This is a genomic window from Haloferula chungangensis, from assembly GCF_042664875.1.
In the GTDB taxonomy this organism is placed as follows: Bacteria; Verrucomicrobiota; Verrucomicrobiia; order Verrucomicrobiales; family Akkermansiaceae; genus Haloferula; species Haloferula chungangensis.
This window is the reverse complement of record NZ_JBHTBS010000004.1, coordinates 238,977-264,285: the sequence shown is the minus strand read 5'-3', so window position 1 is coordinate 264,285 and position 25,309 is coordinate 238,977. Positions and strand designations below refer to the sequence as shown.

The following is a 25,309-nucleotide window of genomic DNA, read 5'->3' as shown; positions in this document are numbered from 1 at the left end:
TCAACTGGCAACGAGTCATCCCCGTTCCATGCGCACTTACATCATCACCGGAGCAAGCAAGGGCATCGGCCATGCCACCGCCGTGCAACTCGCCAAAGAAGGCCACCAGGTCATCGGCTTGGCCCGCAGCCAGCCTGAGGACTCCGCGCCATTCACCGAGTTCGTCCCCGTCGACCTCGGAGATCAAAACGCACGTCTGAAGGTCTTCGAGGAACTCGCGGCAAAGTATCGCGTCGACGGCATTCTCAACAACGTCGGGCTCGTCAATCCGGCACCGCTCGGCGAGATCACCCTCGATGACTTTGATGCGGTGATCGACATGAACTTGCGAGTCGCCATCCAGCTCACCCAGGCCGTGCTTCCCGGGATGAAGGAACGCGGCTGGGGACGCATCGTCAGCACCTCCAGTCTGGTCACCGCCGGCGTGCCCTTCCGCACCAGTTACGCGGCCGCCAAGACCGCCCTGCTGAGCTTCACTCGCAGCTGGGCCCTGGAGCTGGCCCAGTTCGGAATCACCGTCAACGCCGTCTCGCCCGGACCCGTCGCCACCGAGCTTTTCAACACCAACAACCCGCCCGGCAGCGAAAGCCGTCAGCGCTACATCGACGGCATCCCGATGAAACGCACCGGCACTCCGGAAGAACTCGCCGCCGCCAATTGCTTCTTCCTCGGCGAGTCGTCCTCCTTCGTCACCGGCCAGAATCTCTACGTCGATGGGGGCTCGAGCACCGGCCACGCCCCCATCTGAAAGTGCCTCCGCAAGCTCGGAACTGATTTATCTGGATTGGCGTCAAACAATACGTTACGACGCCGATCCACGCTTTTCTCAGAAAGACAAAGCGCGCTCCTTTCCCCGTGAAAATCACACTCAACTCGTCGATCCCCGAAGAACGCCGCCCAGAAATCGAAGCGCTCGTCGGCAAACGTTTCTTCAAACCGACCATCATCTGGTTGCCCAGCCGCTTTCCCCGCTACGTGATGCTCGTGGAGCCCGGCAAGGACGGCGATAGCGAACCCCTTCCAGACTCGATTTTCGACTCCCCGGAGGAAAGCACCGAGTCCCCCGCCAAACTCGCCGAGATGCTCGAAGAGCAAATCAAGGAGCGCCTCTCGCCGGCCAAGTAGCCGGCCCATCGGTGATGAGAATTTCGCCCCCGATTTCTCATTGCCTCAGACCGCCTCATTCCCGAGGCTGCCCATCGTAACTTAGCAAATATCGATATGGGCATCATGGACTTCATCAAAGGGGAGCTTCTCGAGATCATCGAGTGGCAGGACGATTCACGCGATACCATCGCCTATCGCTTTCCGGACAACGACTCGGCGATCAAGAACGGCGCGCAGCTCATTGTTAGGGAAAGCCAGACCGCCCAGTTTGTTTACCTCGGTCAGTTCGGCGACACCTTCGGCCCCGGCAAGCACACGCTCAGCACCGACAACATCCCGGTCCTGACGCGCCTCAAGGGTTGGAAATACGGCTTCGAGTCACCCTTCAAGGCCGACCTTTACTACGTCAACACCCGCCTTTTCACCGGCAACAAATGGGGCACCTCGAACCCCATCATGCTGCGCGACCAGGACTTCGGCATCGTCCGCGCCCGCGCCTTCGGCACCTACGATTTCAAGGTCGTCAACGTGCAGACCTTCCTCAAGGAAGTGGCTGGCTCCGATCACGATTTCCGCGTCGATGAATTCGCCGACACCATGCGCTCGCGGATCGTCTCGATTTTCTCCGATGCGCTCGCCACCGCCGGCATTCCGGTGCTCGATGTCGCCACCCGTTATACTGATCTCGGCGACGCGCTTCTTCCGCTGATCAATCCGGTCATCTCCGCCAAATATGGCATCGAGGTTGCATCCTTCATAGTTGAGAACGTCAGCGTCCCTCCCGAAGTCGAGGAAGCCATCGACAAGCGCTCCGCCATGTCGGCCATCGGCAACCTCAACGACTACGTCAAATACCAGATGGGCCAGGGCATGGCCTCCGGTGAGGGCGGCGGCGGGGGATCCGCCGGCATGGCCTCCGAGATGGCCATCGGTTTCGCCGTTGCTCAGGAAATGATGAAGAACTCCGGACTCGCCGGCTCACCACCACCGCTTCCCGGCCAGGTCGGTGCCGCCGTCTCGCCCGCCCCCGTGGCCCAGAATCCCGACATCCTCGACCCCGCCACCGTCGCGCGCATGCTCGGCGTCAGCGAAGCCGACGTGATGGCCGAGATCGAGTCCGGCAAACTCTCCGCCAAGAAAATCGGCTCCGCGCACCGCATCACCCGCGCCGCGCTCGACGCCTTTCTTGCCGAGTAAAAAACCCGTGGCTGGAGCGTGCTGCTCCAATTGCGAAGCCCATGGACCAGGCACCACCGCTTCCGGAAGATGAGGGCGACACCACGCCCATCGAAGTTCCCCGGAGAAAAATTCCACCACCGCTCCCCGACCTCCGGGGAGCGGCCGCGGAAGTGCGCTCGCTCGACCGCCACGTCTGCCCCGAATGCGGAGGCAAAGGCGAGTGGGACCCCGGTAAACGCAAACTCGTCTGCCCTTACTGCGGCACCGAGTTCGAACGCGTCGCCCCACCGCCACCACCCGACTCCATCAAGGAGCATGACCTCGACCAAATGCTCGCCGAGCTCGGCGAAAAGTCATCCACCGTCGATACCAGCAAGCGCAAGGTCCAGTGCACCCACTGCCACGCCGTGCTTGTTAGAGAGGCAAAGGACGTCGGCCAGTCCTGCGACTTCTGCGGCTCGCCCGAGATGCTCGACTACTCGGAAATCGACAGCCCGCTCAGCCCCGAGTCGCTCCTCCCCGCCTCGATTTCAAAAGAAAAGGCCTACCACGCCCTCAAGCAGTTCCTCGCCTCGAAATGGTTCGCTCCGAACGACCTGAAGAAGCGCAACCTCGTCGATCGCATCCACGGCGTCTACCTTCCTTACTGGACTTTCGACGCCGCCGCCGAATGCCCCTGGACTGCCGACAGTGGCACTTACTACTACGTCACTCGTACCAGACGCGGACCCGACGGCAAGACCCAGACCTATCAGGAACGCAGAGTCCGCTGGCGTCCCGCCAGCGGCCATGTGTCCACCTGGTTCGACGACATCCTCATCGCGGGCTCCCAGGGCATCGAACCCAAGATCCTCAGCAAGCTCGAGCCCTTTCCTACGAAGGACCTCGTGCCTTACGAAACCCGCTACGTCTCCGGCTGGCAGGTCGAGCAGTACCAGATCCCGCTCCTCAACGCCGCCCGCAATGGTTTCGGCGTCATGGAAGGCTCCCTCACCAACATGTGCGCCCGCGAAGTCCCCGGCGACACCTACCGCAACCTGCGCATCTACCCGGAGTACAGCCGGAAGACCTTCAAGCACATCCTCTGCCCCGTTTGGATCCTCGCCTACCAGTTCCGCGGCAAGACCTACCAAGGCGCGATGAACGCCGTCACCGGCACCACCTACGCCAACTTCCCCATCTCCCCCTGGAAAGTCGCCTTCGTGGTCATCATCTCCCTGATCGTCATCGGCCTCATCTTACTCGCGGCGAATCGTTGATTACGGAGCATCGACCTTATTGTCGCTGGACCTCCCCAGCGAATCACCAACCACCCCCCTCCAAACCCAAAAAACCCCGATCCATCCCACCTCGGCAAAATCCATCGACAATAAGGTCGATGCTCCGTAATTTATATTTATGTATTTCGATCCCGATAGAGATATCGAAATCACCGGCCGCGAACTCCCCCCCTGGCAGCAAGGCGATGCCTGCCAATTCATCACCTTCCGTCTCCGAGACTCCCTCCCCAAAGAAAAGCTCCAGCTTTGGAAATCCGAACTCGAAGCATGGCGCGCCAAAAACCCCGAGCCCTGGACGCCCGAACAACGCGACACCTACCACCGTCAGTTCACCTATCGCTTCGAGCACTGGCTCGACTGCGGCTACGGCTCCTGCCTCTTCAACGACCCTAGGAACCGACAGCATCTCGCCGACGTTTTGATGCGCTTCCAAGGCGAGCGAGTCACGCACCATTCATGGGTCATCATGCCCAACCACGTGCACTTGCTTTTCGAGCCAATCGCCCCACTCGCCGATCTCATCAAAGCCTGGAAAGGCACCTCCGCCCATCGGATTGGAAGAGGCTCCATCTGGCAGAAGAACTACCGCGACACCCTGATCAGAAGTGCCAAGCATTTCGTCAACGCCGCCCGCTACATCCGTCGAAACCCCGCCAAGCTCCCACCTGGCACTTTCACTCTCTGGGAAAGCGACCGCGTAAAAAGCATCGAATAATTTCGAGCATTCTTCCGGAGCATCGACCTTATTGTCGATGGACCTCCCCAGCGAATCACCAACCAACACCTCCAAACCAAAAAACCCCGACCCATCCTACCCCGGCAAAATCCATCGACAATAAGGTCGATGCTCCGGAAGACAAAAATCCTTGGCGAGCTTGGCGTCTTGGCGGTTCCCTCTTTCTCCATCCCCGATGCCGATCGGCAGCCTGCCATCTTCCCTTTAAAAATCGGCCCTATCCTGTTCTCCGCGAAACAATAATTCCGAAGCAACTACCCAGAGTATCGTCATGCCTCTCTCGCTTCGCCTGATCCTCCTGCACATCGCCGCACCAGTCGCTGCGGGTGCAGCCCTCGCTGCGGTGACCACCTGGGCCCCGGCGAAATCCGCACCGGAGGACGAACAATCGACTTCCTCCAAAGCATCCCTTCGTCGATCAATCACCTCAGAAGCTCCGCTCCCGAACGACCCCGAGCTGATCCGATTTGCCGCCATGGCCGGCCGTACCGGCCCCGCCCGTGAGCAACTCATGGCGGCCCTCGCCGCCGATGCTTCCAATGGAGAACTCGCCACCTGGCTCGCCGCCATTCTCATCGCCGAACCCGCTTGGCTCGAAACCTTTCTGAAATCGGTACCGGAGGCTCGCCGGACGAATATTGTCGGGTCGGCGCTATCCAAGCTGATCCATCTCGATAAGCGCGCTCTCTGGCCGGTCCTACGCGCCTCCCCTTTTGCAGCGGCATTGGCGAAATCCCAGCTTTCGAACTACTCAACGTCTGATCCTTTCTCGAGCCAGCCCCTGATCATCGAAGCCGCAGGCTACGATCCTAACGGAGCCTTGGACTTCATCCTCGATCCCGCCAATGGCATTCCTGATTCCGTCCTCCATCACATCTCCCCGAACGACAAATCATCCGCCACCCGAATGCTCAACGAGTGGCTGAGTAACCACTGGCCGGATGAAAGCATCTCAAGGATCAACTCCGCCTGGTGCATCATCGAGAAAGAGGACCCCGAAGCACTCGAAAAAATCCGGGAAAAGCTAACAGCAGAACAGCTTACGCATGTGGAACGGATGAGCTGGATGTCGGAATTCATTTCCCGCAACCCAGTAGAAATCCCCGACGCCACCGAGCTGGCTACCTTGAATGCGGAAGAAGTCGAGGTCGTCCGGGGGGAACTCAGCGCCGCCGGAATCCCCATGCCCCTCGAACTCCTCGCCGAGCTGACTCCAGACCAGCGCAGTAAAGCGCTCCGCATCCAATCGATGAACTTGCGCGACTTCACACCGGAGCAGGTTCGTGCGCACATCGAATCACTACACGCGATTCCCCTGCTCGACACCGAGAAAACCATGCTTCTAACAGGCGCTTCAGATTACCTTTGGAAGGAAGCAGGTGACTACCAAGGTGCGCTCAATTTAGCGGCCCAAATTTCAGACCCCGGACAATCCACCAAAATCACCCGAAACTTGCTCTATCAACTTGCCGTCGAGGATCCCGCAAGTGCGATTCAATATTCGCCCGACATCGGCGATGAAGCACTCCGCAATGAAATCATCCGCATCGCAGAGCAGAACCAGCCATGAAACCCGCAAGCCAACTGCTCCTGCCCCTCGCGGCATTCGCCATCGGCTTCGCAGTCTATGGCAAGCTCGCCACATCATCCAGGCAAGCTCTCTCCGTCCCAATTGAAGCCCGTGAATTACCGGACCCCAAGCTCAGGTCCCTCATTCTAAGCGATCTCCGAAACGGCAATCCCGCCACAGCCCGCGAGCGGCTTTCTAAACTCGCAGGCGAAAATCCCCTCGAATTTTTTCGCTTCATCCATCAGCATCCATGGCTCGATGGACTGGAATCCGCCGTCGAAGAAGCGTCCGCCAAGCTAACATGGAATGACGAGGACAGCTTTAAAGCCCTCAACCTGATTCAGAACCACCAGCTCAAGGTCCGTGCATGGCAAGCCTATATCCGAGCCGCAGTTGGCACCATTGATGACCGGGCGATCGTCGATGTGGCTCTCCATGCCAAACCATTCGGTCGCCAACTGCTTTATCCACTATTTAAGGAAGCAGTTGTCGATCGGCCGAAGGAGATCCTGAAAATCCTCAGCGAAAATGCCATCGAGCGAGACAGCTTCTTCGATCTACTCGTCGAAGTTCACCCCGGAACGTTCGACGAGCTGCTGGCTTCCCTCCATCCCGGCAATCACACTCACACCTCAGATCTCTTCAGTGCTGCAGATGCCCGGGCTCGTGAGGCTCGGGATTTCGGCGACCTCTCCGCCAGCCTCTCTGCCCACGGAGAGCGTGGCTGGTATGCGACTGAGACCGCTTCTTGGCTAACCGCCATCGCACTTCGCGAATCGCCCCCTGAAGGACGTGCCTCCATTTATGATGGGCTCGCCACACAGCCCGATCTCGTCCGCAATCGCACTCTTATGGACGCCGGTTCTCAGGCCAACATCCCACCGAATGAACTTGCGACCGTCCTCGGACTCGTCACCTCGAATGAGATTCGTGAGCAAATCCTCGTAACCTGGATCAACAACCAAGCCCAGTTACCGTCCCATGATTCCACATGGATTTCCGAGCTTCCATCTCACGAACTTCAACAGATCGCCACCGACTGCATCAATCGAGCAGTACCGGACCCACCGTGATGCGTTATTTCGGCTCTTCCGGAGCATCGACCTTATTGTCGATGGACCTCCCCAGCGAATTCCCAGCGAATCCCTCCAAACCCGAAAACCCCGATCCATCCCACCCCGGACCGATCCATCGACAATAAGGTCGATGCTCCGGAAGACGAAAATCCTTGGCGATCTTGGCGTCTTGGCGGTTCTCTCATTCCCAAGTCACGATGCACATCGACATCCTCACCATCTTCCCTGAAATCGCGCTCGCTCCCCTAGGCGAAAGCATCATCAGGCGTGCCCAGGAAGCCGGCGTCGTCAGCATCGACGCCCACAACATCCGCGACTGGGCGACCGACAAGCACAAGCGCACCGACGACACCCTTTGCGGTGGCGGCCAGGGCATGCTGATGATCCCCGGCCCGATCTTCAATGCCATTGCCGAACTCCGCCGTCCGGATAGCAAGGTCATCCTGATGACCCCGCAAGGCAAAGTCTTCAAACAAGCCATCGCCCGTGAACTTGTCGAGGAAAGCCATCTGATCATCCTCTGCGGTCACTACGAAGGCGTCGACCACCGCGTCATCGAGGAGCTCGTCGACCTCGAACTTTCGATCGGCGACTACATTCTCACCAACGGAGCGATCGCCGCTGCGGTGGTCACCGATGCCATCGTCCGCCTGCTCCCCGGAGCCCTTGGCGATGCCCGTTCATCCGAAGAAGAATCCTTCTCCGACCCCAATTTGTTAGAAGCTCCCTCCTACACCAAGCCCGCCGACTTCCGCGGTCTGAAGGTTCCCGACGTCCTGCTCTCCGGTCACCACGCCAGGATTGCCGCCTGGAAAAAGGAGCAGGCCCTCGCCCGCACCCGCGTCAACCGGCCGGACCTTCTCGAATAGGTAAAATTCGATTTTCCCATGGCAAAATCGCGCTTCGAGACTACTGTCCGAGCGAACACCATGGAGCTGCAGAAAAAACTTGGGATCCTCGCAGATGCCGCCAAATACGACGCTTCCTGCGCGAGCTCGGGCGCGAACCGCAAGGATTCACTCTCCGGAAAGGGCGTCGGCTCGACCGGCGGCGCCGGCATTTGCCACAGCTATGCGCCCGATGGTCGCTGCATCTCGCTGCTCAAGGTCCTGTTGACCAACCGCTGCCTCTACGACTGCCACTACTGCATCAACCGCCGCTCCAGCAACGTCCAGCGCGCCGCCTTCACTCCACAGGAAGTCGTCAAGCTGACGCTCGATTTCTACAAGCGGAACTACATCGAGGGTCTCTTTCTCAGCTCCGGCATTGTCCGCAGTGCCGACCACACCATGGAAATGGTCAACGAAGTCGCCCGCTCGCTGCGTGAAGACCACGACTTCCGCGGCTACATCCATCTGAAAACCATCCCGGAAGCCTCCCAAGGACTGATCGATGAAGCCGCCCGCCTCGCCGATCGCATCAGCATCAACCTCGAACTTCCGAAACAAGAGAGCCTCGAAAAATTCGCGCCGGAAAAGAACCTCCACCGCACCAAGCAGGCGATGGGCGGCATCCGCCTCAAGCTCGATGAAGCCAATGAGCGGCGGAAAGGCGGCGACCGCAAACTCCGCCATGCCACCGGTCAAAGTACCCAGGTCATCGTAGGCGCCGACGCATCCACCGACGCCGATTTCCTCGAGCGCTCGGAAGAACTCTATCATTCCTACCGAATGCGACGGGTCTACTACTCCGCCTTCAGCCCGATCCCGGAACCCTCCGCCATCCTCCCCGCAAAACCCGCGCCCCTCGTCCGTGAGCATCGGCTTTACCAGGCCGATTGGCTGATGCGTTTCTACGGCTTCAAACAGCAGGAAATCACCTCCGCCGAACAGCCGAACCTCGATCTCCACATCGATCCCAAACTCTCGTGGGCCCTGCGAAATCGCGCACTCTTCCCCCTCGATCTGCGCAGCGCCACGCGCGACGAACTCCTCCGCGTCCCCGGCCTCGGGCCACGCAATGTCGACCGCATCATCGCGATCCGCCGCCACACTCCCATCCGGCTCGCCGACCTCGCCCGCATCCGCGTGCCGCTCGACAAGGTCCGCGCTTTCCTCATCACCGCTGACCATCGTCCCGCCACTCCCGAGCTCGACAGCGACCGCATTCTCGCCCGCTACGCCCCGAAACCGGAGCAGCTCGAGTTATTCTGTTAGATCGTCATGTATCGCCTCGATCCCGGCACCGATTTCGACTCTTGGCGGGACGTCGCGCGCCGCGCTCTCGCCGCCGGCATCCCGCCCCATGAGATCCTCTGGAACGACGAAGACGCGCTCTTCGCCGAAGCCGGACTGCCCGCCCTCAAGGGCAGCGAACTCAAGGTCAGCGCCGCTTTCGTCAAGCTCGCCCGCTCCGTTTCCTGCCACTGTGATCCCCGCCGCTGGCCGCTCCTTTACTCGATCCTCTGGCGCATTGTTAGAGGCAGGGAACGAAGCCTCCTCTCCATCGCCAGCGACATGGAAGTCTCACTCGCCACCCGCATGTCGAAGGCCGTCGGTCGCGAGATCCACAAGATGCACGCCTTCGTCCGCTTCCGGAAAATCGGCGAGCGCGAGGACGGTCGGGAACGCTTCGTCGCCTGGTTCGAGCCCGAGCATTTCATCGTGGAAGCTGGCACGCCCTTCTTTCGCAAACGCTTCGCGAACATGGACTGGTCGATCTTCACGCCGAAAGGCTGCGCCCACTGGAACGGCTCGGTCCTCAGCTTCACTGCGGGCATCGAGCACGATCCCTTCGAGCAGACCGACGAACTCGAGAAGGCTTGGCTCACTTATTACCGCAGCATCTACAACCCCGCGCGGATCAAGTTGAAGGCGATGCAGGGCGAAATGCCGAAAAAGTTCTGGAAAAACCTCCCCGAGGCCGAGCTGATCGAATCCCTCATCCGCCACACGAGCCCGCGCGTCAGCGAGATGATCGAAACCGAGCCACGCCCCGTCCTCCGCGAGCCGCAGGTTCCTTACCTCGCCAAACTCAAGTCGCTTTCCATTATTCAGGAAAGCCGAGCACCTTCCGAAGAAAGCAGCATTGCGGAAATCGCACAGCTCCTTCCCGGCTGCCGACAGTGCCCACTGTGGGAACGCGCCACCCACGCCGTCTGCGGCAGCGGACCGCCGAAAGCCGCGCTGATGATCGTCGGTGAGCAGCCCGGGGACCAGGAAGACCTCTCGGGAAAGCCATTCGTCGGCCCCGCCGGACAGCTTCTCGACAAGGCTCTCGCGCAAGTCGGCATCGACCGCAGCCAAGCCTACGTCACCAACGCCGTGAAGCATTTCAAATGGGAGCCGCGCGGAAAAATCCGTCTCCACCAGAAGCCTTCACCCGGAGAAATTGATGCCTGCAAACCATGGCTGGTCGGCGAACTCTCAAGCATCGCCCCACGCATCCTCATTCTGTTAGGCGGCACTGCCGCCCGCTCGCTGCTCAATCGCAGTGTTTCCGTCACTCGGGAACATGGCATGATCGACGCACCGCAGCTCGCACCGACCACCATCCTCACGGTTCACCCATCCTATCTTCTTCGACTGAAAACGAGATCCGAAAAAGCCGAAGCGTGGCGGCGCTTTCTGGATGACCTGCGCCTGGCCTCTGACGCCATTGAAGAAGCCTGAGCTTTACTCCTTGCGGGTCCGCCGCGGCCGACGAGCGATCCTCGGAGGATCGCTTCCATGCCGAATTTTCAATCACTGCGACGACTTCAAATTTTTCTAACAGATCGGATCAAGAAGCCTGGATCAGGCCCCACTGGCATTCGTCCGGTTCGAGGGATTGCGCATCATGCAACGGGGATTGCGCGGAATGCAAAGTCCGGCATACCCCATTGCTTCCATGATGCCCTCTTCATCCCGTCCCGGATGAACTTTCCGCCTCCGCTTCCTTCGAGGCGACGTGGTCCGCACAGTATGCTCCCCGCTCCCCCATGGGAGCATCCGGTCCTGTCGTCGTATCGACGGAAGTCTGGAGCTCCAGCTCGCTGTTGATCTCCGCACCGAGCAGGATGATGAAGGATGTCAGGAAGAGCCAGAGCAGTAGCACCACCACGGCTGCGAACGATCCGTAGGTTTTGTCCATCGATCCGAAGGTATCGATGTACCATGAAAACCCGGCCGAGCCTGCCAACCACAGGCCGGTCGCCATCACGGAGCCGACCGACAGCCATTTCCATTCAGCGGAATCGCGGTCGGGAGCCACGCGGTAGATCCATGAGAGGAAGACAACGATCATCCCCGTCACCAGAGGCCAACGGAGGAAATCGAGGGATGAGGCGACCGCATTCGGGAGCGGAAACAGATCGATCACAGCAGGCACCAGAGCGACAAGGCTGATGGCGATGATCCCGCCAATCACCAGCGCCACCGTGACGGACAAGGTCAGAAGGTTCTTCTTGATGAACCCCCGGTTGTCCTTTTCCTCATAGGCGATGTTCAGTCCCTCGAACAACGCTCCCGTGCCTTTTTTCGCACTCCACAAACTCACCAGAATACTCACCACGAGACCCCAGCCAAGTTTCTCGTCGGGCTTGTTCGCCAGCGTTCCAACCATGTCACCGATCATCGCTCCGGCCTCACTGGGAAGAACGGCGGCAATCTCCTCGATCTGGGATGCGGCATCCTCCGGGCTGACGAGTAGTCCATAGATGGAAACCAGTGCCGCCAAGGCCGGGAAGATCGCGAGAAAGAAATAGAATGCGATGCCCGCCGCCACGATCGTCACATGATCCTCGGCAAGCTCGTCCTTGATCCGTTTCACAATCTGCCACCACCCGCGCTTGGGGATCTGCCGGGGGCTCGTGGCGGTCTCGCCGGTGTTCTCGATTTCCATGGCTTTCTTTTCGCAGTGATCATGCCATTCCGTTCGACGCCCAGAAAGTACCAACCCTCCGGAGACGATTGAGGGCCCTCATTCCTTCATCCGGCGGAAGGTCAGGTTGACTCGGGGTTCGTTCGACTTCTTCGTCTTGGGCAGGGCGTGAAGCCAGTGCCGCTGCGTTTCTCCCTTCATCACCAGCAGGCTCCCCTTCTCCAGAACCAGCGAAACACCCTCCTTTGTCTCAGCGTGCTTGAACGAAAACTTCCGCTCCGCCCCAAAACTCAGTGATCCGATGGCCGAATCTCTAACAATCGCCGATTCGTCGTCGCGGTGCCATCCCATGCCCTCGCTCCCATCATGGTAGAGATTCAGCAGGCAGGAGTTGAAACGTTCCCCGCTAAGGTCCTCGACCCGCCGCTTCAGGTCCTGCAACAGCGACGTCCAGGCCAGCGCCACCTTTTCGCTGCCTGAATATTTGTAGGCAAAAGGTCTGTCACCATACCAAGCCACCTTTCGGGATGTCGTGACGCGCCTGCCGAACATCACCAGCTCGTCACTTTCCCAGGGAACGCTCTCTAACAAGGTCTGAAGATGGTTTTCATGATCCGACGCATCGAGTATCGGTCCAAAGTAGATCACCTCGCCATCCCGGGGCAACAAATTGGCTGAGGGTTCGCGGGAAAACAGATCCATGAAGATGGACCATAGCACCAAAGGCAAACGGGACGAGCCCTGATGCGGACGGGCTGCCACATTTTCCTGTTGATCCCGTGCGCGCTTGCGACCTGTCGGATTCTGTGGCAGTTAGAATGGAACTTCGCGACCACGCGAATCGACCGATCATCATGTTTGCGGAAACCGAGGAAAGCAGGAAGGCGATAGGGGATGTGGATGTCCTTTATCATGACGGGCTCTATCACTTGTTTCACCTGGTGCTGCCGAACCACGATTTCATCGCCCATGCGGTTTCGACTGATGGCGTGAACTGGCGACGTGTACGCAACGCTTTGTTCATCGGAGATCCGGGAAGCTGGGACGATCTGATGCTATGGACCATGCACGTCTCCCCCGATCCGCACCACCCCGGACACTGGCGGATGTTCTACACCGGTCTGTCGCGGCGCGAACGAGGGCGCCTGCAACGCATCGGGCTCGCCACCAGCGACGACCTTTACCGCTGGCGAAAGCATGCGGTGAACTGGGAGGACAATCGAGGCCCGCACGATCCACCAAAGGTGAAGGAATCGAGGGAGCTGAGCCAGCGTTCCACCGGCGATGTCGCCGCCTCCGAAGTGGACCCGCACAGCTGCTACCCCTTGGCGCCCGATTCCGCCCACTACGAATCAGAAATCTCCGAAGGGAGGGGAATGATCAGCTTTCGTGATCCCTATTTCTTCTCCTGCCCCTCCGGCAACTGGCTGCTCGCCGCCGCACGAGTGAAGAGCGGCCCGCTGGTTCGCCGTGGCTGCGTGGCGGTCATGAAGGAAGTGGAGCCAAATCACTTCGTCGGCCAGGCTCCACTGCATCATCCGATGCTCTATGACGACATCGAGGTGCCCAATGTCTTCGAACTGGGTGGGCAGATTTATCTGATCGGCAGTATCCGGGAAGACGCCAAAATCCGCTACTGGCACACCGATACCATCAGCAAGCCGTGGCAGAGCTATCATGACAATGTCCTGATGCCTCAGGGGAATTATGCCGGACGCGTTTGCAGGGATGAAAAGGGGCTGCTGCTGTGGTGCTTCTTCGCGATGAACCGCGACGACCGCACCGCGAACAATCTGATGCCCCCGCCCAAGCGGCTGATCCAGGACGCCAATGGACTGTTGAGGGTGAAGCGATTTGAGGTCTTTGATGAGTGGCTCGACGGCCGCGTCGACACCTGCAACATCCGCAACCTTAAGCCTGACGAAACAGGAAACTACTGCCGCGCGGAGGAGGCTCACTGGATGCTTGAAAGCAAATTTGGCTTTCAGGCATTTGTCTTCGAAGAAGAACTCCAGAGCTTTCGTCTCGATTGCCGGATGAAACTCATCGGCAAGGGAAAGTGCGGATTCGTTTTCCGCATCGATCCCGAATCTCACGACGGCTACTACCTCTCGCTCGATCTGCTCAAGGGAGTCGCCCAGATGAGAGCCTGGGGAACCAACCGCGATAAATCCGGCGAGCACATGATGAATTTCGAGACCGTCCAGAGCGCCTTCTGGCAATGCGAAAGCCCCGGCGAAGCCGAAATCTCCATCCTCGCCTTCGGTAGCTACCTGGAGGTTTCCATCGATGGTTACATTATTCTCTCGATGGCGGATCAGCACTTTGACCACGGCTACGTGGGTCCCTATCTGGAAACGGCCGAACTGGAAATCAACGACCTCAAAGTTTGGCGCTTGAAGAACCCCACCCAACAGGACGACCAGTTGGTCGGGGGCTGAGCCCTTCACACCATCCCTCGAAGCGAGGCGCTCTCCCGGAGCTTGGCGGAAGCCAGAGCATCGAATTCAGCGATGAATCCCGGTGCTTCCGTCTCAATCGCGTCCTTCAATTCCTGCCGGTCGACCTCGAACGCTCGTCGCCCATCCAGCACCCCTTTGACCTTGCGCACCGCTCCCCCCAATGCCTTGAGGTCGATGTTCTTTGAGATGTCTTCGAAAACTGCCGCGAGCTCGCGGGCATCGCTCAGCGTGATTCGATCTTTCTCGCACGCGGCGCCGAGATCGGGGTGGTGGAGATAACGCGCGAGAAAATAGGTCGCCACCACATTCTTGGCAGCCCGGCGCGCCGTCAGCCAGAACAAGGCCGTCCGCATGATCTTGCGCAAAGGTTTCATCATCAGGCCTTTGGCGAACGACCGCAGTCGACTGGAAAATGATCGACCGCCGCCGGCGAGGATCCGCACCACATGATCATCAAAGCCCAGGCCACGGCGCTGAAGGATGGTGCGCACAATCTGGCGACGCTCGCGAGAAATCAGCCAGTCGTCGAAAAAGGGAACCGGGATGAATTCATAGATACCCGTTCGGAAACTCGCGGCGCCAAATTTCATTGGCCTGGCGCGCTCCGGTCCGGGTGGAGTCGACATATCTGCGGTGTGACTGTTCATGGGCTTTTGGAAGGTTTCAAGGATCGAGGCCAGTCTAACGGCCTCTCTCCCGTCCTTCTCCTATCGCAGCTCAAGTGCCAGCCACGCGGGCGCTTGCTGAGCCTCTATTTCCGCACTCATCAGCCGTTCGCCCGACCTCGCACCGATGCAATCTGCCCTGCGACCCCGTGCAAACGCTCATTCTGCAAGGGTGAGCAGGGCTCGCCCTCTTTTTGATCGCCACCCGGATATTCTTGCCCGCCACGCCGTCCGAGCCATTCTCCCGACGTGTCAACCGACGCCCAACAGGACTTCGCCTTTGCCTTTTTAAGCATCCTCTTTGAGGGCGCTCCCTTCATCCTGCTCGGCACTCTGATCAGCGGTGTCATCGATATCTATCTGCCCGCCGGCACGATGGACCGGCTGCTTCCCAAGAAAACCCTGCCCGCGATCCTTGTCGCCGGCCTGCTCGGCATCATCCTGCCCGTCTGCGAATGCGCCGTGGTGCCGGTGATCCGCCGCCTCGTCAAAAAGGGCCTGCCCGTTTCCTGCGCCCTGACCTACATGCTCGCCGCGCCGATCGTCAATCCGATCACCGCGCTCAGCACCTGGAAGGCATTCAAGGGCCCCGTGGTCGCCCTCGGCGATGGAGTCACCGCCACCGCCAGCACCGTCATGACCGCCTCCCGCCTCGGGCTTGGCTTTCTCGTCGCAGTTCTCGTCGGCATCGTCATCGCGCGCATTCCCATCGGGAAAATCCTCCGTCCCAAGCTCCTCAAATCCCTCGACGAAGAAGAGCACCATCACCACGGACACGATCATCACCACGGGCATGATCATGACCACGCCTGCTGCGGTCACGATCACGGCCACGAAGATCCTCATCATCACCACGAGCCGAACTCCGGTCAAAAGCTCGTTGCCGCACTCCGCTCCTCGATGCGCGATTTTGTCGACGTCGGCGTCTACTTCGTCATCGGTGTGACGATCACCGCGCTTTTCAATACGGGCATTGCCCCCGGTGCCGAGTGGCTGGATAGCCTGGCCTCGAACCCCACCGCTGCGCCCGCCGCCCTCATGGCCCTCGCCTTCATTCTCAGCCTTTGCAGCACCTCGGACGCCTTCATTGCTGCCACGCTCGATAAGTTCACCTGGGGCGCCAAGCTCGCCTTCCTGACCTTCGGACCGATGATGGACGTAAAGCTTATTTTTCTCTATCAGACGGTCCTCAAACGCCGCTTCATCCTGCTGCTCGCGCTCGGCCTGTTCCTTGTCATCGGTCTCGCATGCATCGCCTGGCAAGCCGGCATCCTCGCCCTTCAATCATGAAGCACCTCGCCCTTCAGCGCAGTCTTCTCGCCCTCGCCCTGATCATTTGGGGCGCCATCCTGGTGTATTTCTTCTACACCGGCCGGATCGTCAAATACCTCGCCCCCGATTTCCGCCTCATCGCCCTCGCCGGCGGGCTCGGGTTGATCGTCGTCGGGCTCTTCAACCTGCTCACCTGCCGCATGGCGGCGAACTGCGGACACGACCACGGCCCTGAAGACACCCACGACCACGAAAGCCTCGATCTCCACCCGCTTGCCGCCATCGCCATCATGGTGCTGCCTGTCGGACTCTGCACGAGCTGGACTACCGACGGATTTTCCATCAGCGCCCTCACCCGCAAGGGGCTCAATGATTCGCCCGCCGAAGCCGGCTCCCTGTTCCTTTCATCCGTTCTCCCGCCCCTGACAAAGGAGATCATCGAGGCCCAGCACCCGGCGAACTCCGATGGTTATCGTACTTTCCCGCTGATGGAGCTGTTCTTCAGCAGTGCGGATCCCGAAATGCGTGGGCTTGTCGGAGGCATGAAGGTCGTCACGGAAGGCCGCCTCGTCCCCGATCCCGACAGGCCTGACCAATTCCGCCTCTACAGGTTGTTCATCACCTGCTGTGCTGCCGACAGTCGCCCCGTCCCGATCATCGCCCGCTTTCCCAACGGCGCACCCGAAGTGGAAGCGAATTCCTGGATCAGCCTTTCCGGCACCATCACCTATCCCGATGAAGGAAAAGGCCACGAACCGGTCCTCGAAGTCGACTTTGCTAAAGTCACCGAAGCTCCCATGGAAGAATCATTCATGCGCGGCTACTGAATCGGCGCGTCTTCTCCTTTACAGCGATATTTTCCCGAATTAATTCCCCAGCACCATGAAACCAATTTGCGCCCTTGCTCTCGTGCCTTTCCTGTTTTCCTCCTGCGCTCAGGAATCACTCACCGGTGATAGCTATTCGCGCTATGACGCCGGACAAGCCCAATCCGTGAGCATGGGAACCATCACTTCGATTCGCTACGTCAAGATCGAGGGAAATACCGCGGGCGGCACCATCATCGGAGCCGCCGCCGGAGGACTCCTCGGCAACCAGATCGGCAGTGGTTCCGGACGCACGGCTGCCACCATCGGTGGGGCGCTCGCCGGGGGAGCAGCCGGTTCCTATGCGGGCAAGGAAGTCACCTCAAAGCAAGGCCTCGAGATCCAAGTCAAACTCGATAACGGCGGATCGGTTTCCATCGTGCAGGAAGAAAACCCGCGCGAGGCATTTGCCGTCGGCGAACGTGTCCGCGTCCTTTCGGGTGGCGGTCGCGACCGGGTGACCCATTGATGTTTGCCGCGATCCTAGGAATGAACCTCAGCGACTTTCAAAACATGGATCCCCACCTGCTGGTGGGCCTGGTGAACACCGAGCTTCGAAACCAAAGCGAAGACCTCGACGATCTCGTGAAAACCCACGCATTGGACCAAGAGCGGCTGATCGCCCGACTCGCCGAAGCGGGCTACGACTATCGGCCGGAGCAGAAGCAGTTTCGCTAAGGCACAAGCACGCCCCATCGCTGCGGCTCCGCCTGACGACAGCCTTAGACCTTGATCTGCTCTCTTTTGTGACGTAATTGTCACCTAATGAAACTCGTCGACAGCTTCGACCGACTACTCGTCGGCTTTACTTTCCTGATCCTTGGAGCCCTTGCCATGCTGTTGGTGAGCGCCTTCGTCTGATCCGCCGCTGTCGCTCATCGTTTCAGGCTTGCCGACAATTACCGGCCCTCGATTGACTCCGGGAGGCCCCCGGACTATGGAGATTGGCATGTCGAAATTTCTCTCCATCGCCCGAGCGGCGGCTCTGTTGTTTCTAGGGATCGCCATCCTGCCTCTGGGCCTGAGTTCCTGCCAACCGCTCGGCGGTTCCGACCCTCTGGACCAGGGTGCTTCCGGAGCCGAGGTCGTTCCCGTGCTGCCTTAAGATTTGGGGGTGACAGTGGGCTTCACGACACCATTTTCACGATCATCCAGACTGCCATCGCCATCATCATCAGGTTTTCGGTTAGCGAGATGAAGCCAAGCGGCACGCTGCTGCCGCCCCCGACACAGGCGCATTTCAGGCTGCGTTTTTCGACGTAAACCGCTTTGATGATCGAAATCGCACCAATCGTGCTGACGATCAACGCGGCAGGGGCGGCGACCCAGGTGAACAAGCCCGCGATCATCAGCACTCCCGCCCCCGCCTCGACGAAGGGATAGACGTAGGAATACGGCACGTAGCGCTGCGCAATCAGATCATATTGCACGAAGCCGGTGGAAAACGAGAGCAGGTCCTGAAGTTTCAGAGTTCCCAGCACGCACATGCTGAAGGCGATGAAAAGCTCGACCACCCGAATCGCCGAAAGCGATCCCTGCAGCGCCCAGCAGGTTGTTAGAGCCATCGCGAAGGTCACCGCAAAGACGGCGATCACGGGCTGATAGGTTTCACCCTCCTTCGGGTCGGGCCCCTTTCCCAGATGCTCGCGCAGTTGGTCGTAGTTGAGGCGGTCGCCTCCGATGAAGATCTGCGGCGTTTCGTGGTAGCTGTTCTTCTCCTTGTACTCCTCGTTCGCCTCCATCGACTCGAGAAGGTGATCCTCCACATCGTAGCCGGAGCGCTTCAAGAGATCCTTGGCTTTCACACCCCAGGGACACAAATGGTCCGGGGTGACCATGCGGTAGATTGTAGCATTCTTTTTCTCACTCATAATTCTCAGAGGTGGGTGGGTTAGAATTTCAAGGTGACGCCTGCACCGACACCGTAGCTGCTGTCCCAGAGCCCGGTGAGGGACACGTTCTCGTTGATCATGTAGGACGTGCCGGCTTGATAGGACCACTTTTCGCGGGTGTCGTACTCCACATCGCCGAAGATTCCCAGACGAGGCGTGAGCATCAGTTCGCGACCGATCGTTACCCGAGCTCCGCCGTCGGAATCGATCCACGCGGAACTGCTGAAGTTCATTGGCAAAAGATAACGGACACCGGCAATGAGACGTTCTTTTTCACTCTGCCAATCCGATAAGTCATCTGTGACGCCACCCTCCGCATAGACACCGGCGAAGACCGAAGTGAAACGGTTGATGTAGCGGTCGTAGACCAATTCCGCCTCCCACTCGACGTCCTCCACTCCGTCCCATCCTGCTTCCCAGGAAAGTGAGACCGTGTTCTCGAGATTCTCGAACATGATGGCTCCCTGCGTCATGTTGTTGAGCAGATCGGCCTGAGCGAAGAGATACCAATGCTGATCGTAGCGCTTGTCCGAGATCGCTTCGGTCTCCGGGTCGTTGGTGAAGCCGTTGTATCGAACCACCCGGGCCATGCCTCCCTTCATGTGATAAAGCAGGTGGCAGTGGAAGAACCAGTCGCCCACCTCGTTCGCATCGAACTCGATCACCGTGGTCGTCATCGGTGCGACGTTGACGGTATGCTTCAGGGGCGATCGCGCACCCTGTCCATTGATCACCCGGAAGAAATGTCCGTGGAGGTGGAGCGGGTGGTGCATCATCGTCCGGTTGATGAAGATGAAACGGACGACTTCACCCTCGTTGATTTTGATGTCGTTCTCCGGTGCAAGCGGTTCGTTGTTGAAGGACCAGACGTAGCGATCCATGTCGCCATCCAGGGTCAGCCTGACTTCCCGAACCGGCTTGCTGGCATCGAAAGCCGTCCGCTTCACGGATCGGAGTTTCTTGTAGGGAGGGAAGGGACGCATCTTCGACATCATGGTGTCGCTCGCAAGGTGCGGAAATCGGCCGGCGTCCTCCCGCAGCAGGAAGTCGTACCATTTCGGCGGATTGTGTTTCATTCCCATCCCGTCATCCATGGAGCCCTTCATTTCCATCCTACCCATGTCGTGTTTCATGCCGTCCATCGACATCTGATGCTTCATGCCCTCGGCCATCATCGTGTGGTCCATGCCCTCCATGTTCATTCCCGGTTGGTCGAACTTGCCTTGCTTCACCTCACGAGTTGGCATGCCCATGGTCCCGGCCGGAGTCAGCGCGAACATGTTCTTCCAATTGAACATGTTCATGGTGTCGTAAACGTAGGGTTTCGGCATGTCTTGAACGGGCTTGCGTTCGCCACTGCCGATCCACAGCGACGCATGCCCTGATCCGTCGTGGGCGGTTGCCCGGAATTCATAGCTTCCGCTCGCCGGGACCTTCACGATCACATCATAGGTCTCCGCGACCCCGATCAGCAGTGGCATCTTGAGCTCGACCGGATGCACATCCTGACCGTCGGCCGCGATGATTTTCAGAGGCCCGCCCGAATACTGGAGGTGGAAGTAGCTCGTGGCCGAGCCATCGACGATCCGCAACCGCACAGTGTCGCCGGGATTTGCCTTCATTTCGCTACTCTGCTTTCCGTTGATCAGGAAGGCATCGTAGGCGACATCCGCGATATCCATCGGTGGCATCCTCATCGCCTCCCGCTTCCAGAACTCACTCATCTTATCGGTCTTCCATGCCCCCAGAAGACTTTGCGCGGTGCCCTTTTTCACGCCCATGGCTTCCGATCCCCGGCGCAGCAGACGCATGACCTTCTTCGGATCCATGTCGGTCCAGTCAGAAAGATGCACCACCTGTTCGCGGCTCACCGAATGGCGCTTCGATCGCGGTTGGATCACCATCGTTCCATAGACACCAAGCTGCTCCTGGAGCTCGGTGTGGGAGTGATACCAGTATGTCCCCGCCTGACGAATCGGGAAGCGGTAGGTGAAGGTCGTCTTCGGCGCGATTGGTGGATAGCTGATGTAAGGAACACCATCCTGATCCGGCGGAACCAGCATCCCGTGCCAGTGGATGGAGGTCGGCACGTCCATTTCGTTGCGAACATGCATCACCGCTGTGTCGCCTTCGCGGAATCGCAGGACCGGTCCGGGAATGCTGCCGTTGATGGTCATTCCGGGTTTGGATTTGCCGGTGAAATTTACGTCCTGCTCGGCGATGTTCAGGTGGTAAACGACCTCCTTCGATTGGGCGGATGATGCAAACAGCACCAAAGCGACCGCGCAAAATTGCAGGATGAAACGAAAACTTCGAGAATGCCCCATGGCAGGAGACTTTTCGCATTTTAAATGCCGAAATGGGGGATCTCCCGAATCAAGATCCCGGCACTTCCCACTGTTGCACAGTCGGGGCTTCCGAAAGCGTTCTGGCGGATAATTTTCGAGTTCTCGATCGGCTTTCATATGGGTCATTGGGTTTGGTCATATTTCAATCGTGGCTTTCCTGATTCTTCGCTCCTGCCACAGGCAGTAGAGGGTCGGGACGATGAACATGGTCATCAGTTCGACGATCATTCCGCCGAAGATCGGAATCGCCATCGGGACCATCAGGTCGGATCCGCGACCGGTTGAGGTGATCACGGGAAGCAAGGCCAGCAAGGTAGTGGCCGTGGTCATCAGGCAGGGTCGCACCCGCCGCATACCCGCTTCCAAGGTCGCCTCGCGAACCGCCTCGATCGTCGTCGGCTTCAGCTCGGCAAAGCGCTGCCGCAAGTAAGTCGAGACGACCACACCGTCATCGGTCGCAATGCCGAAGAGCGCGAGGAATCCGACCCACACTGCCGTCGAGATGTTGATCGGACCGACATTGAAAAGCTCGCCGACGTGATGTCCGAAGACTTCGAAATCAAGGAAGCCAGGTCGCCCATAGAGCCACAGCATCAGGAATCCACCGGCCCAGGCGACCGCCACGCCACTGAAGATGATCAGGGTGTTGCTGACCGAGCGGCTATCGAGATAGAGCAGCATGAAGATCGCGCCGAGACAGATCGGCAGCATGAAAAGCAGCGTGCGGTTGAACTCAAGTGCCGCTTCGTAATTGCCGGCGAAGTCGTAGCGAACCCCGGCAGGACGTCGGAGCTCACCCGATTGTTCCTTCTCCCTGAGGAAAGCCTCGGCGGCTTCGACCACATCGACTTCTGCAAATCCCGGTTCCGCACCGAAGGTCACGTATCCTGTTAGAAACGTGTCTTCCGCCTTGATTACCTGTGGTCCGCGGACATAGCGGAAGGTGGCGAGCTGCTCGAGCGGAACCTGGGCGCCTTCCTTCGAGGTGACCAGGATGCGGCCGAGGCTTTCGATGTCATCGCGCCGCTCCCGCGCATAGCGGACCTGGATCATGTAGCGCTCCCGGCCTTCGATCGTGTTGCCGGTCATCGTCCCGCCGATCGCGCCTTGGATCGCTTCGTGGATGTCCGAAATATTCAAGCCGTAGCGCGAGGCCGCCGATCGATCGGGAACGATCTCGAGGTACGGTTTCCCGACGATCCGGTCGGAATTGACCGTTTCCGTCGCCAGACCCGGGACTTCGCCCGAACGCAGCAGGCGCTCGATCTCAAGACCGAAGTCCTGGATGGTCTCGAGCTCGGGACCCTTGATCTTCAGGCCCATCGGCGCGCGCATGCCGGTGCGGAGCATCACCAGACGGGTCTCGATCGGTTGAAGCTTCGGAGCCCCGGTCACGCCTGGCATTCGGGTCACGCGATCGATCTCCTCCCAGATGTCATCCGGCGATTGGATCTGTGGTCGCCACTGGCGAAAAGGCGTCCCGCCGGATTCCTCGATCAAGTTACCAGAGTCATCGTAGAGAAAATCGCCCTCGGCATCCGTCTTGAATCGCAGAACCCGACCCTTCTCATCGCTTCGGTATTCCGGGATGTAGTTGATCACCGTCTCCACCATCGAGATCGGTGCCGGATCGAGCGAAGACTCCACTCGGCCGATCTTGCCGACGACCTGAGCGACTTCGGGAATTCCCGCAATCGCGGCGTCCAGCTGCCGCAGGGATTCCGTCGCCTCATCGATCGAGGCATGCGGACTCACCGTCGGCATGAAAAGAAAGGTCCCTTCATCGAGGGCCGGCCGGAACTCGCGTCCCAGCCCGGGGAATTTCGCGCTGGTATCCTTCCAGAGCCGGGTCTCGGTGATGCCATCGCCAATGGTCTTCGGCACGAAACCGAAGAGCTTGTCGAAGCCGAGCCAGATGCTGCCGGCGAGCACCAGCAGCATCACCGGCACACTCAGGAACATCGCCTTGTGGCGCAGGCACCAGCGAAGCATTGCCGGATAAGCCAGCTCGAAGAGGCGGAAGGCGCCGAGCAGGCCGCCCAGCACGAGGAAGACGAACACAAAATTCACCAGGCTGCTGCGATCGAGCCCGAGCGGCATCCAATCGATCGTCAGCAACCACGCCACCCCCACCGCCACCGCGAGGTTCACCACCACGAAGCCGATCCTCATCGGTCCCGCCGGCACCAGCGGTACCACATACACGCCGACCGCGAGCGCCAGCAGGGCGACCGCCAGCATCGGCGAGTAGGAGAATGAAACCAGCCCGGCTGCGAGAAGCAGCAAGGAGGCATGCGTGCGACGCTCTCTAACAAAACGGGGCAGCGAGCCGAAGATGATATGGGCAAGCGGGGGAATGATGGTCAGCGCGACCACGATCGATGCCACCAGCGCGAAGGTCTTGGTAAAGGCCAGCGGGCGGAACAAGCGCCCGGCCTCCCCGGTCATGGTGAAGACCGGCAGGAAGCTGATTACCGTCGTCGCCACCGATGTCGTGACCGCCGAGGCCACCTCGGTCACGGCCCGGTAGATCACCGCAGCCTTCGACTCGCTCGGATCGGCCTCATCGAGATGCTTGAGCATGTTCTCCGTCAGCACGATGCCGACATCGACCACCGTGCCGATGGCGATGGCGATTCCGGCGAGCGCCACGATGTTCGCATCGACGCCTGCGAGCTTCATGGTGATGAAGGTGATCAGCACCGCCAACGGCAGCATCACCGAGATCAGCAGGCTGCTGCGCAGATGCATGACCATCACCACCACGACGATGATCGTCACCAGCACCTGCTGCCAGAGTGCCTCGTCGAGCGTGTTGAGTGTCTCGGAAATCAGATGGCTCCGGTCGTAAAAGGGCACCACCGTGACATGCGAAGTCGTCAGCCACTCCGGCCAGGCATCGCGAGGATGGGTCTTGGTGAAATCCAGCCAATCATCGGCAGCGTGCCCACCCGGCTCTGCGTCCGCGTTCTGCGGCATGGCCGATGTCTCCACGTCTTGGCTCTGTGCGAAATCCGCGACCTCCTGGGGCGTCGTTTTCGTCCAATCAATCACCGCACGGATTGGAAGCGCTTCGGCGAGGGCTGCGATTTTCTCCTTGGTGCTCTTGATGGCTGCCATCGGATTCGCGCCAAAGCGTGCCACCACCACGCCGCCTGCGGCATCGGCGCCATTCACGTCCAGCGCTCCGCGCCTCAGGGCGGGCCCTAGTTCCACCGACGCCACCTGTGCAACCGTAATCGGCGTGCCGTCACGAACCGTCACCACCGCCTCGCGAATGTCGTCGACCTCATCCACGTAACCGGTCGCCCGGATGAAGTACTCGACGCCATTGACCGCGAGGTTGCGCGCGCCGATTTCCTGATTCGATTTGCGCACCGCGTCGACGACCTGGGCAAGCGTTACTTCATTGGCGCGCAGGGCATCGGGGTCGATATCGACCTGATACTGGCGGACATAACCTCCGACCGAAGCGACCTCCGCCACCCCGTCGGCAGCGAGCAGGGCGTATCGAACCTGCCAGTCCTGCAGCGAGCGCAGCTCATCCGGATCCCAGCCGCCGACTGGCTTCCCATCGGGATCCCGGCCTTCGAGATAGTACCAGAAAATCTGTCCGAGCCCCGTGGCATCCGGCCCGAGAGTTGGCGTGACTTCCTCGGGAAGCAATCCCGACGGAAGCGAGTTGAGCTTTTCGAGCACTCGACTACGACTCCAGTAGAATTCCACGTCTTCCTCGAAAATCAGATAGACGTAGGAATAGCCGAACATCGAGAACGAGCGCACCTCTCTCACGCCCGGCACGCCGAGCAGCGAAACCGTGAGCGGATAGGTCACCTGATCCTCGATGTCCTGTGGCGATCGACCCGCCCATTCGGTGAAGATGATCTGCTGGTTGTCTCCGAGATCCGGAATCGCATCGACGGCAACCGGATCCCGCGGGTAGTCGCCGGTATCCCAATCGAAGGGTGCCACCCGCACGCCCCAGGCGATCACGAAGGCAAGGAGCAGAAGCACGACAAGCTTCTGGTGGAGACAGAAATGGATGAGCTTGTTCAT

The 25,309-nt window shown here is 59.5% G+C and carries 22 protein-coding genes; 16 read left to right on the top strand and 6 right to left on the bottom strand.

The features are described 5' to 3' along the window. Positions 1-28: 28 nt before the first annotated feature. From ACFQY0_RS10150 to ACFQY0_RS10105, 10 genes are all read left to right on the top strand, one after another. Positions 29-748 (top strand): SDR family oxidoreductase, encoded by a 720-nt coding sequence (locus ACFQY0_RS10150; RefSeq protein ID WP_379711906.1) that lies wholly within the window; start codon positions 29-31, stop codon positions 746-748. A gap of 107 nt (positions 749-855) precedes the next feature. Continuing rightward, on the top strand, positions 856-1,125 hold the full coding sequence (locus ACFQY0_RS10145; RefSeq protein WP_379711904.1) for a hypothetical protein: 270 nt from the start codon (positions 856-858) through the stop codon (positions 1,123-1,125). A gap of 96 nt (positions 1,126-1,221) precedes the next feature. Then, positions 1,222-2,304 carry an SPFH domain-containing protein gene (locus ACFQY0_RS10140; protein ID WP_379711902.1) on the top strand — a complete coding sequence of 361 codons (1,083 nt, stop codon included), beginning with the start codon at positions 1,222-1,224 and terminating at the stop codon, positions 2,302-2,304. A 41-nt stretch (positions 2,305-2,345) separates the two neighbouring features. Continuing rightward, positions 2,346-3,545, top strand: coding sequence for a TFIIB-type zinc ribbon-containing protein (locus tag ACFQY0_RS10135; RefSeq protein WP_379711900.1), 1,200 nt, complete (start codon positions 2,346-2,348; stop codon positions 3,543-3,545). A gap of 139 nt (positions 3,546-3,684) precedes the next feature. Beyond that, positions 3,685-4,281: a transposase gene (locus ACFQY0_RS10130; protein ID WP_379711898.1), complete on the top strand. Its 597-nt coding sequence runs from the start codon at positions 3,685-3,687 to the stop codon at positions 4,279-4,281. 292 nt (positions 4,282-4,573) lie between these two features. Further along, positions 4,574-5,872 carry a hypothetical protein gene (locus ACFQY0_RS10125; protein ID WP_379711896.1) on the top strand — a complete coding sequence of 433 codons (1,299 nt, stop codon included), beginning with the start codon at positions 4,574-4,576 and terminating at the stop codon, positions 5,870-5,872. Further along, positions 5,869-6,945: a hypothetical protein gene (locus tag ACFQY0_RS10120; RefSeq protein WP_379711894.1), complete on the top strand. Its 1,077-nt coding sequence runs from the start codon at positions 5,869-5,871 to the stop codon at positions 6,943-6,945. The genes ACFQY0_RS10125 and ACFQY0_RS10120 overlap by 4 nt, the downstream gene beginning before the upstream one ends. Before the next feature lie 200 nt (positions 6,946-7,145). Then, positions 7,146-7,817: a tRNA (guanosine(37)-N1)-methyltransferase TrmD gene (gene trmD, locus ACFQY0_RS10115; RefSeq protein WP_379711892.1), complete on the top strand. Its 672-nt coding sequence runs from the start codon at positions 7,146-7,148 to the stop codon at positions 7,815-7,817. A gap of 60 nt (positions 7,818-7,877) precedes the next feature. Continuing rightward, positions 7,878-9,104 (top strand): putative DNA modification/repair radical SAM protein, encoded by a 1,227-nt coding sequence (locus ACFQY0_RS10110; protein WP_379712280.1) that lies wholly within the window; start codon positions 7,878-7,880, stop codon positions 9,102-9,104. Between the two features lie 6 nt (positions 9,105-9,110). After that, positions 9,111-10,559, top strand: coding sequence for a UdgX family uracil-DNA binding protein (locus ACFQY0_RS10105; protein ID WP_379711890.1), 1,449 nt, complete (start codon positions 9,111-9,113; stop codon positions 10,557-10,559). Positions 10,560-10,788: 229 nt separating this feature from the next. On the opposite strand, the gene ACFQY0_RS10100 is transcribed toward ACFQY0_RS10105, so the two are convergent. Both ACFQY0_RS10100 and ACFQY0_RS10095 read right to left on the bottom strand, forming a co-directional pair. Continuing rightward, positions 10,789-11,769, bottom strand: a complete 981-nt coding sequence (locus tag ACFQY0_RS10100) for a YihY/virulence factor BrkB family protein (protein WP_379711888.1) — start codon at positions 11,767-11,769, stop codon at positions 10,789-10,791. 78 nt (positions 11,770-11,847) lie between these two features. Continuing rightward, entirely contained in the window at positions 11,848-12,450 is a 603-nt protein-coding gene (locus ACFQY0_RS10095) for an alpha-ketoglutarate-dependent dioxygenase AlkB family protein (protein WP_379711886.1), read from the bottom strand. A 152-nt stretch (positions 12,451-12,602) separates the two neighbouring features. On the opposite strand from ACFQY0_RS10095, the gene ACFQY0_RS10090 reads away from it, so the two are divergent. Next, on the top strand, positions 12,603-14,189 hold the full coding sequence (locus ACFQY0_RS10090) for a glycoside hydrolase family protein (protein ID WP_379712278.1): 1,587 nt from the start codon (positions 12,603-12,605) through the stop codon (positions 14,187-14,189). 5 nt (positions 14,190-14,194) lie between these two features. On the opposite strand, the gene ACFQY0_RS10085 is transcribed toward ACFQY0_RS10090, so the two are convergent. After that, positions 14,195-14,857 (bottom strand): hypothetical protein, encoded by a 663-nt coding sequence (locus ACFQY0_RS10085; RefSeq protein ID WP_379711884.1) that lies wholly within the window; start codon positions 14,855-14,857, stop codon positions 14,195-14,197. A 267-nt stretch (positions 14,858-15,124) separates the two neighbouring features. Between ACFQY0_RS10085 and ACFQY0_RS10080 the strand changes: the two genes are divergently transcribed. The 5 genes from ACFQY0_RS10080 to ACFQY0_RS10060 all read left to right on the top strand — a co-directional run bounded on the left by ACFQY0_RS10080 (position 15,125) and on the right by ACFQY0_RS10060 (position 18,118). Next, positions 15,125-16,165 (top strand): permease, encoded by a 1,041-nt coding sequence (locus ACFQY0_RS10080; RefSeq protein ID WP_379711882.1) that lies wholly within the window; start codon positions 15,125-15,127, stop codon positions 16,163-16,165. Further along, entirely contained in the window at positions 16,162-16,974 is an 813-nt protein-coding gene (locus ACFQY0_RS10075) for a TIGR03943 family putative permease subunit (RefSeq protein ID WP_379711880.1), read from the top strand. The genes ACFQY0_RS10080 and ACFQY0_RS10075 overlap by 4 nt, the downstream gene beginning before the upstream one ends. Positions 16,975-17,029: 55 nt before the next feature. Next, the gene (locus ACFQY0_RS10070) at positions 17,030-17,482 is read left to right on the top strand and encodes an outer membrane lipoprotein (protein WP_379711878.1); all 453 of its coding nucleotides are present in this window, start codon (positions 17,030-17,032) and stop codon (positions 17,480-17,482) included. A 44-nt stretch (positions 17,483-17,526) separates the two neighbouring features. Then, on the top strand, positions 17,527-17,691 hold the full coding sequence (locus ACFQY0_RS10065) for a DUF4250 domain-containing protein (RefSeq protein ID WP_379711876.1): 165 nt from the start codon (positions 17,527-17,529) through the stop codon (positions 17,689-17,691). Positions 17,692-17,962: 271 nt separating this feature from the next. Then, on the top strand, positions 17,963-18,118 hold the full coding sequence (locus ACFQY0_RS10060) for a hypothetical protein (RefSeq protein WP_379711874.1): 156 nt from the start codon (positions 17,963-17,965) through the stop codon (positions 18,116-18,118). Positions 18,119-18,140: 22 nt separating this feature from the next. On the opposite strand, the gene ACFQY0_RS10055 is transcribed toward ACFQY0_RS10060, so the two are convergent. From ACFQY0_RS10055 to ACFQY0_RS10045, 3 genes are all read right to left on the bottom strand, one after another. Then, positions 18,141-18,884, bottom strand: a complete 744-nt coding sequence (locus ACFQY0_RS10055) for a MauE/DoxX family redox-associated membrane protein (RefSeq protein WP_379711872.1) — start codon at positions 18,882-18,884, stop codon at positions 18,141-18,143. 20 nt (positions 18,885-18,904) lie between these two features. Then, complete coding sequence (locus ACFQY0_RS10050; RefSeq protein ID WP_379711870.1) at positions 18,905-21,232, bottom strand: multicopper oxidase domain-containing protein; 2,328 nt, start codon at positions 21,230-21,232, stop codon at positions 18,905-18,907. 156 nt (positions 21,233-21,388) lie between these two features. Then, entirely contained in the window at positions 21,389-25,309 is a 3,921-nt protein-coding gene (locus ACFQY0_RS10045) for an efflux RND transporter permease subunit (RefSeq protein ID WP_379711868.1), read from the bottom strand.